This window comes from Streptomyces sp. NRRL F-5630 (assembly GCF_000719475.1).
Lineage (GTDB): Bacteria > Actinomycetota > Actinomycetes > Streptomycetales > Streptomycetaceae > Streptomyces.
The window spans coordinates 57,388-64,946 of the sequence record NZ_JOGO01000031.1; the positions used below are offsets into that span (position 1 = coordinate 57,388).

Annotated in this window: 8 protein-coding genes and 5 tRNA genes; 6 read left to right on the plus strand and 7 right to left on the minus strand. The window is 75.4% G+C overall.

Annotated elements, in window-relative coordinates; genetic code table 11:
• Positions 1-107: 107 nt before the first annotated feature.
• Both IF99_RS0116440 and IF99_RS0116445 read right to left on the minus strand, forming a co-directional pair.
• Positions 108-467, minus strand: a complete 360-nt coding sequence (locus tag IF99_RS0116440) for a hypothetical protein (protein ID WP_037827046.1) — start codon at positions 465-467, stop codon at positions 108-110.
• A 192-nt stretch (positions 468-659) separates the two neighbouring features.
• The gene (locus IF99_RS0116445; RefSeq protein WP_030997252.1) at positions 660-1,127 is read right to left on the minus strand and encodes a hypothetical protein; all 468 of its coding nucleotides are present in this window, start codon (positions 1,125-1,127) and stop codon (positions 660-662) included.
• 242 nt (positions 1,128-1,369) lie between these two features.
• Here IF99_RS0116445 and IF99_RS0116450 point away from each other — a divergent pair, with 242 nt between their 5' ends.
• On the plus strand, positions 1,370-1,891 hold the full coding sequence (locus IF99_RS0116450) for a DsbA family protein (protein ID WP_030997253.1): 522 nt from the start codon (positions 1,370-1,372) through the stop codon (positions 1,889-1,891).
• A gap of 101 nt (positions 1,892-1,992) precedes the next feature.
• Here the strand turns inward: IF99_RS0116450 and IF99_RS0116455 are convergent, their stop codons facing one another.
• The 3 genes from IF99_RS0116455 to IF99_RS0116465 are packed head-to-tail and all read right to left on the minus strand — an operon-like array spanning position 1,993 to position 4,803.
• A complete protein-coding gene (locus tag IF99_RS0116455) occupies positions 1,993-2,814 on the minus strand; it encodes a GNAT family N-acetyltransferase (protein ID WP_030997254.1) in 822 nt (273 codons plus the stop codon).
• 43 nt (positions 2,815-2,857) lie between these two features.
• Complete coding sequence (locus IF99_RS0116460; RefSeq protein WP_030997255.1) at positions 2,858-3,691, minus strand: aminotransferase class IV; 834 nt, start codon at positions 3,689-3,691, stop codon at positions 2,858-2,860.
• Positions 3,688-4,803, minus strand: a complete 1,116-nt coding sequence (locus IF99_RS0116465) for a chorismate-binding protein (protein WP_030997256.1) — start codon at positions 4,801-4,803, stop codon at positions 3,688-3,690. Before IF99_RS0116465 ends, IF99_RS0116460 begins: the two co-directional genes overlap by 4 nt.
• Before the next feature lie 180 nt (positions 4,804-4,983).
• On the opposite strand from IF99_RS0116465, the gene IF99_RS0116470 reads away from it, so the two are divergent.
• The 5 genes from IF99_RS0116470 (at position 4,984) to IF99_RS0116490 (ending at position 5,460) form a co-directional block, all read left to right on the plus strand.
• Positions 4,984-5,056 (plus strand) — tRNA-Gly (locus IF99_RS0116470).
• A 34-nt stretch (positions 5,057-5,090) separates the two neighbouring features.
• A tRNA-Cys gene (locus tag IF99_RS0116475) sits at positions 5,091-5,164 on the plus strand.
• Between the two features lies 1 nt (position 5,165).
• A tRNA-Val gene (locus tag IF99_RS0116480) sits at positions 5,166-5,237 on the plus strand.
• Between the two features lie 34 nt (positions 5,238-5,271).
• Positions 5,272-5,343, plus strand: a tRNA-Val gene (locus IF99_RS0116485).
• A gap of 45 nt (positions 5,344-5,388) precedes the next feature.
• Positions 5,389-5,460 (plus strand) — tRNA-Val (locus tag IF99_RS0116490).
• Positions 5,461-5,587: 127 nt separating this feature from the next.
• Here IF99_RS0116490 and IF99_RS0116495 read toward each other — a convergent pair.
• Positions 5,588-5,857 (minus strand): zf-TFIIB domain-containing protein, encoded by a 270-nt coding sequence (locus tag IF99_RS0116495; protein ID WP_030997257.1) that lies wholly within the window; start codon positions 5,855-5,857, stop codon positions 5,588-5,590.
• 84 nt (positions 5,858-5,941) lie between these two features.
• Positions 5,942-6,895: a phosphotransferase family protein gene (locus IF99_RS30830; RefSeq protein ID WP_420705677.1), complete on the minus strand. Its 954-nt coding sequence runs from the start codon at positions 6,893-6,895 to the stop codon at positions 5,942-5,944.
• Positions 6,896-7,559: the final 664 nt, after the last annotated feature.

The following is a 7,559-nucleotide window of genomic DNA, read 5'->3' on the forward strand; positions in this document are numbered from 1 at the left end:
CACGGGCGCGCGCGGGACGTGGCGGCCCCCCGGCCAGGGGGGCGGCGCGGGCCGATGCCGGGAGGGCGAGAGCCGACCCCGGCAGGTGGGCGTCGTGCGGTCTCGTCTCAGCTCAGGTAGAGGTCGTGGACCGCGCCCATCAGCAGGAGCAGGCCCACCACGGTCAGGAAGATCATCAGCGGGGGCTGGGAGAGGGCGAACAGACAGCCCGCCTCGTTGCCGGTGGGGGTGCGGTGCCCCTGCGTGGCCGTGTCGGGCTTCTCTTCCGGGGCGGGGGTGTCCACCGGGATCGGGGCGCACACGGGCCCTGGGAGCGCCGGCCGGGCGGAAGCGGGGGTCTTGGCGGTGGACGGCGGGCGGGGAGCGGGAACGGCGGCGCCGGGGCACTCTGCGCGGTGCGACGGGACGGGCAGGGGCGCAACGGAGACCGCTGCCGCCTGCCCCTCGTCCAGGGAGGTCTCGGGCATGACGCAGTGATCATGGCCCACCCGTCACCGTCGGCGGGCCCGAAATGCCCCTCACGCCGCGGAATTCACCGGTTCACGCGTACGAGTTCTATTGACCCAGAGTGACGAAGCGGTCCGAGCTGCCCCGTTCCCCCGGCCGTTCGAACAGCCGTGTCTCGTCCCTCGGAACGGGCGAACGGGACCCGTACGGGCTCAGATCCCGTGCTTCTTGAGGATCGCCTCGATGTCGCTGAAGTCCTCGTCCGGCTTGGCGCCGCGCGAGGAGCCCGTCGGCCGCCCCGCGTCACCGGCGGACGGCCGCCCGGGGATGCGCGCCGGGAGGGCGGGGCCCGAGGCGGAGGGGGCCGTGGCCTCGTTCTCGCGGGCGGCGCGGGCCGCGGCGCGGCGCTCCTTGCGCGTCCCGTACCTGCGCCGCTCGACCGCGCGCGTCGCGAGGAAGAGCAGCCAGGCCGCGCCGAGCACCACGAAACCGGCCCAGGCCGTGGGGCTGAACGCGGTGTGCGCGAGCCACTTCACGACACCGGTCATGACCAGGCCGATGGGCACGAGCGAGTACGCGGCGATGCGCGCCGCGCTCAGGAAGCGCTTGCGGTAGGCGGTGACGGCGGCGATACCCAGCCCGGCCACCGATACGGCGGAACAAATCGTCTCGGCGAGCATCCGGGCCCCTCCAGGCATCTCCGTACGGCATCGTCCGGCTCCGCGCCCGCGCGCCTCACCGGTCCTCTCTCCCCTCCATCGTGCACCGTCGCGGAGGCCGACGACATGGGGACAGCCCCACCCCGGGCCGAAATGGGGGACTTCTCAGGGTCGCCACCCGGAAATGATCAGGGTTTTCCCGGGGTTGTGACCGGGAACCCCGGCGTGTGCGGGAGGGGCCGCACCGGTGGGAAACTGGTCCGATGAACGAACCCACGCCGTCCCCCACCGCCCCCTCCCCTGTCGTCCTCGACGTCTGGTGCGAGCTCCAGTGCCCCGACTGCCGCTCCGCCCTCGACGACCTCGACGCGCTGCGCGCACGGTACGGCGACCGCCTGGAGATCCGGCTGCGTCACTTCCCGCTGGAGAAGCACAAGCACGCCTTCGCCGGGGCCCAGGCCGCCGAGGAGGCGTTCGCGCAGGGCCGGGGCTGGCCCTTCGTCGGCGCCGTGCTGCGCCGCGTCGCGGACTTCGCCACGGCGGGCGAACCGTTCCTCGTCGAGATCGCCGCTGAACTCGGTCTGGACGCGGAGGAGTTCGACACCGCGCTGATCGACGGACGGCACATCCTGGCCGTGGACGCCGACCAGGCCGAGGGCAAGGCCCTGGGCGTCAAGGGCACTCCCACGTACGAGATCGGCGGCACGCTCCTCGACGGCAGTGCGTCGCAGGAGGGGCTGCGGGAGCGGATCGAGCAGATCGCGGACGGGCTGCTCGCGGGCTGAGCACGCCGGGCCGGTCCCGCGCGGCCGGGTGCGAGGACCCGCACCCCATCCCGTGAGCAGTCCCGGCGCGCTCCCTCGCCCGCCGGGGCCCTTCGCGCCGCTCAGTCCAGTGGTTTCACGAAGTGGTGCTGGAAGGGCCGGTAGCCGAGCGAGGTGTAGAGCCGCAGCGCCGGGATGTTGCGGGTGTGGACGTTGAGTTCCGCCGCGCGGTGGCCCTCCGCGAGTCCGTCGGCCTCGGTCCACCGCAGCAGGGAGCGCCCGTGCCCCCGGCCCCGGTGCTCCTCCGCGACCTCGACGGACATCACGTAAACGTCCGTCTCGCGGTCGGTGACCCACAGGGTGCCGACCGGGACGCCCTCGTGCTCCAGGACCCACAGCCGTTGTCCGTGGCTGCGCGGGCCCTCGGGGAAGCCGGCAGAGAGATCGTGCGCGGAGCGTTCCCCCGCCTGTTCCTCGCTCAGCCCGAGGTACTCGCGCAACACCTCGGCGTGCGCGGCCCGTTCGCCTTCCCGCCAGGCACCGAACTCGGCCTCGGTCATGGGCCGCGCGAGGGAGCCCGCGGGCAGCCCGGGCGCCCGCCCGGGGAGCGCCTTGCGCAGCACGCGCGCGTCCTCCGCGTACCCGAGCGAGGCGGCGAGCCGCAGTCCGGCCTCGGACCCGGCCGGCACCACGCCCTCAGCGCGCCGGCAGCCCCAGCCCCGCAGGACCTCCTCGGCGGCGAGGACCGCGACCGCCGCGCGCCCCCGGCCCCGGTCGGGCTCGGCGACGCGGAGGCCGACTATGGACCCGAGCCCGTACTCGGGGCGTGCGCTGAGGACGAGCCCGCCCACGGGGCGGCTGTTGACGCGGATCTCGTACGCACGGTGACGGGCCCCGCCGGGATCGTGCTGAAGCGGCTCGGTCGGCCGCAGGGTCGTGGTCATCACGGCCTTTCTACCCCGGCGCCCGGGCGGCCCACCAGGGTGCTCAGGCAGGGTCCTGATCAGCGGCCGCGCGCTCGGCGAAGACGCGCATGGCCTTGGCCGTGACGGGGCCGGGGGCCTGCTCCAGCGTGCGGCCGTCGACGCGGTGCACGGCCTGGACATCGCGCGTGGTGGAGGTCAGGAAGACCTCGTCGGCCCGCTCCAGGACGTCGAAGGGGAGGTCCCGCTCCTCCGCGCCCGTCCACTCGGCGACGAGGGAGCGCGTGATGCCCGCGAGGCAGCCGGAGGCGAGCGGCGGGGTGCAGAGGGTCCCGTCGAGCACGACGAAGACGTTGGAGCCCGTGCCCTCGCAGAGCCGGCCGACCGTGTTGGCGAACAGCGCCTCGGAAGCGCCCTGTTCGTGCGCGCGGGCGAGGGCGAGGACGTTCTCGCCGTACGAGGTCGTCTTGAGCCCGCTCAGCGCGCCGCGCTCGTTGCGCACCCACGGCACCGTGACGACGGCGGTGGTGTCGGGCCTCGGCGCGATGGCGCTGGTGGCGACGATGAGGGTCGGCGCCTCCGTGCCCCGGTCGGAGCCGAGCGGCGAGACACCGCCGGTGTACGTGATGCGCAGCCGCCCGAGCGCGACGGGCTCGGTCGCGAGCACCTCGGCGCACGCGCGCCGCACCTCGTCGAGGTCGGGCTCGGGGAGACCGAGCCCCGCGGCGGAGCGGGCGAGCCGGTCGAGGTGGCGACTGAGCGCGAACGGGGCTCCGTCGACGGCCTTGACCGTCTCGAACACGCCGTCCCCCACGGTGATCCCGTGATCGAGCGCGGAGACGCGCGCGTCCTCGGCGTCCCGCAGTCCACCGTTGATCCAGATGGTGCGCACAGTCATCGGAGGCTTCCTTCGCTTTCGGCGGGTTCCCGGGGGCGGGTCGTGTCGGGCCTCGCGCCCGGCACGAGGGCGTCTTCGTCGTCGGGACCCGACGCTATCGCGAGCAGCCGGGCCGCCTTGAGTTCGGTCTCGCGCCACTCGCGTTCCGGGTCGGAGCCCCACGTGATGCCCGCCCCGGTGCCGAAGCGCACGACGGCCCCGCCCCGCCCGTCGCGGTCGATCCAGAAGGTCCGGATGCCCACGGCGAGCCGGCCGGTGCCGCGGTCGGCGTCGACCCAGCCGATGCCGCCGCAGTAGGGGCCGCGCGGCGCCGTCTCCAGCGCGGCGATGAGGCGCAGGGCGCTGGACTTCGGCGCGCCGGTGACGGAGCCGGGCGGGAAGCTCGCCGCCAGCAGGCCCGGCCAGCCCACGCCGGGCGCGAGTTCGCCCCGTACGGTCGAGACGAGGTGCGCGAGCCCCGGATGGTGCTCCACCGCGCACAGGGCGGGGACCGTGACGCTGCCCGTCGCGCAGGCGCGGCCGAGGTCGTTGCGGACGAGGTCCACGATCATCACGTTCTCGGCGTGGTCCTTCTCCAGAAGGTCGTCGGCGGTCCGCCCGGTGCCCTTGATGGGGCCCGACTCGACGGTGCGGCCCGCGCGGCGCAGGAAGAGTTCCGGTGACGCGCTCGCGATCTCGACGCCGTGCTCCGGCAGGCGGATCACGGAGGCGTACGGGGCGGGGTTGCCGCGGGCGAGGAGCGCGCCGAGCGCGTCCGGGTCGGCGGCGTCCGGATCGGGCAGCGGGGCACTCAGGACACGGCAGAGGTTCGCCTGGTAGACCTCGCCGCGTGCGATGCGGGCGCGTATCTCGCGTACCCCCGCGGTGTACGCGGCGCGGTCGAGCGAGGAGGTCCACGCCTGCGCGCGCGGTCCGTGCCAGGCTCCGGGGCGCACGGGCGGGGCGGGGACGCGGCGTACCTCCTCGAAGCGGGCGCAGACGAGGGCGCCGTCGAAGCCGGCGGCGACGGCCCAGAAACCGGAGCCGTCGAGCGCGGCCGGGTCGTCCGTGACGTCCCGCAGGCCGGTGGCGAGCAGGTCGCCGAAGCGGGCGAGGGGAGTCGGGGGGTGCACGCGGGGAGTGTAGGCGGGCGCCGGGGAGCGGGCCCCGCCCGGGGCGCGCGCCGTGGCCGTCCGCTCGCTCCCTGTGGCCGCGCACGCGCACGCTGCGCAAACGCGTTTTTGTGCTGGCCCGGGAATCCGCTAGAGTTCCACTCGTCGCCGGGACGCGCCAAACGCCCCGGACACCGACAAGCGGACGTAGCTCAGTTGGTAGAGCGCAACCTTGCCAAGGTTGAGGTCGCCAGTTCGAACCTGGTCGTCCGCTCGATGATGAAGGGCTCCCGAGTTCTTCATTACGGGGTGGAGTGGCCGAGAGGCGAGGCAACGGCCTGCAAAGCCGTCTACACGGGTTCAAATCCCGTCTCCACCTCCAAGGACGATTAGCTCAGCGGGAGAGCGCTTCCCTGACACGGAAGAGGTCACTGGTTCAATCCCAGTATCGTCCACCGAGACCGGGCCCCTGGCCGCGGGTCTTGTCCCGCGCGATTAGCTCAGCGGGAGAGCGCTTCCCTGACACGGAAGAGGTCACTGGTTCAATCCCAGTATCGCGCACGTGAGTTCACCTCTTGCGGCCCTCGGGTCGAAGGATGGTCCCGAGGACGATTAGCTCAGCGGGAGAGCGCTTCCCTGACACGGAAGAGGTCACTGGTTCAATCCCAGTATCGTCCACACCCGGAGCCCCCGGCCCTTGCGGCCGGGGGCTTCCTCGTGCGCGGGTCGGGCGGGCGTGCGGACCGGGGGCGGACCCGTGTCCGAGGCCCCCGGGCCCGCGCCGCCCGCTCCGGCTCCCGTCCGCTCAGGAAGAGAAGAGCATCCGCCCGAAGCCGCGGTGCCCGCCGTGGTGTCCGTGGTGGCCTCCGTGGTGCGGGACGCCCCAGGGCGCGGCGGGGGCCGAGGGGTACTGCTGCGGCGGCGGGGCCGGCTGCGACCACTGCGCTTCCATGCGGGTCAGCGACTCCAGCTCGCCGTAGTCCAGGAATATCCCGCGACAGCCGGCGCACTGCTCGATCTGCACGCCACTGCGCTGGTAGGTGTGCATGGGGGCACCGCACTTCGGACACTGCATCCTGACTCCCACTCCTCGCCCGGCACGACGGCTTCGCGGCCGCCGGGCCGCCCTGATTCCTCCTGTCAGGACGCGCGGGCACGGTCAGGGGTTCCCCCCGGCTTCGGCGGGCGGGAGTCGGGCGATGCGGGCGCAGGCGTCGAGGACCGCGGTCTCCGCGTCGTCCAGCGTACGGCCCGCCTCGGTCGCCTTGGCGAGGGCGAGCGCGGCGGTCTGCACGGTGAGCGCGCGGGCGGGGATGTCGAGGCGGACCCAGGGGTCGCCCCGGCCCGGTACCGCGCTGCCGCCCGCGGCCCGGTAGGCCCCGAGGAAGGTGGACCAGTCGGCGGCCGAGAGCAGTCCGCAACCGTGCCAGGCGGCGGGCCTGGCGAGGTCCCAGGCGGGGTCGCCCAGTCCCAGGTCGTCGATGTCGATGAGCCGCCACGGACCGCGCGGGGCCGGGTGGCGCACGAGTTGGCCCAGGTGGAGGTCCCCGTGGCACAGCGCGAGGGCGGGGCCCGGCGTCTCGCCGCGTGCCCAGGGGGGCAGCGTCGCCCAGGCGCGCAGGACGAGGCCGCTGCCGCGCGGCGGCGCCGCCGCGCGCATCCGCGCGACGGCGCGGGCCGCCTTCACCGGTCCGCGCATGGGAGGCAGCGGGCCGGGCAGCGCGAGCGGGTCGGCGGTGTGCAGGCGGGCCAGGAGGACGGCCGCCTCCTCCCAGGGCGCGAGTTCGGGGGCGTGCGGGTCCACGGGGGAGCCGTGGGGCCAGCAGCTCACGAGGCGCAGGCCGTGGGTGAGGGGGCCGAGCGGGGGCAGCAGGACCCCGGCGAGCGCGGGGTGGGCGGCGACCGCGAGGCGCGCGGCGAGGTCGGCGGGCGGGGTGCCGGGCGCGTGCGCCTTCGCGACGACGTCTCCGTGCCGCACGACGGTGCCGTCGGGGCGGTCGGCGAGGACGGGCTCGGCGACGTCGGGGGAACGCGGGATGCCCGCGCCCGCACGCCGGGCGCAGGAGCAGGGGCCGTCCAGGCGGTGCGCGGCGGCGCGGGCGTGTCCGCGCAGGGCGGTGACGAGGTCCTCGGCGGTATGCGGAACGGGGGGCGCGCCGGGCCCCAGGGACGCGGGGAAAGCGGTGTTCGCGTGCTGCCGCGCCGCGACGACCCCGGGGTGTGCCGTCCCGCGCGGCCCCGGCCCCAGCACCTCCCCGGCCCCGGCGCCACCGTGCCCCGCGGCCGCGGCGGCGTCCGCTCCCGTACCGCCCGCACGGACCCCCGTGCCGTCGGCCACCGCATCGTCGGACGGCCCCCCGGCCGTTCCGTCGGTCTCCGCCGTGCTCTCCGCGACCGGCACACCGGCGGGCGTCCGCCCGGCCACCGCCCCGGCCGCTTCGCCGGGACGGTATCCCGGGCCGGAGCGCTCGCCGCCGGTCTCCGTAGGCGACTCGCCCGGGTCGCCGCCTCGCCCGGCTTCCGGGCGCGGCGGCGTCGTCCTCTCGGTGGACCGGGCCCGCGCCCGCGCGCCGTCCACCGTGCCGCCCTCACCAGTCCCCTCGGGGCGGGTGCCGTACGGCGTTCCGGGTGGCGCCACGTCCCCGCCGTCGCTCCTGCCGTGCGGGGCACGGTGGGCGGGCGGCCGGGGGGCGGTCACGGGGACGGCCGGGTGGTGGTCGGGTGCACGCTTGCGAGCCTAGGGAATGTCCGTGGATTCCGCGCGGGCGGAGGACGGG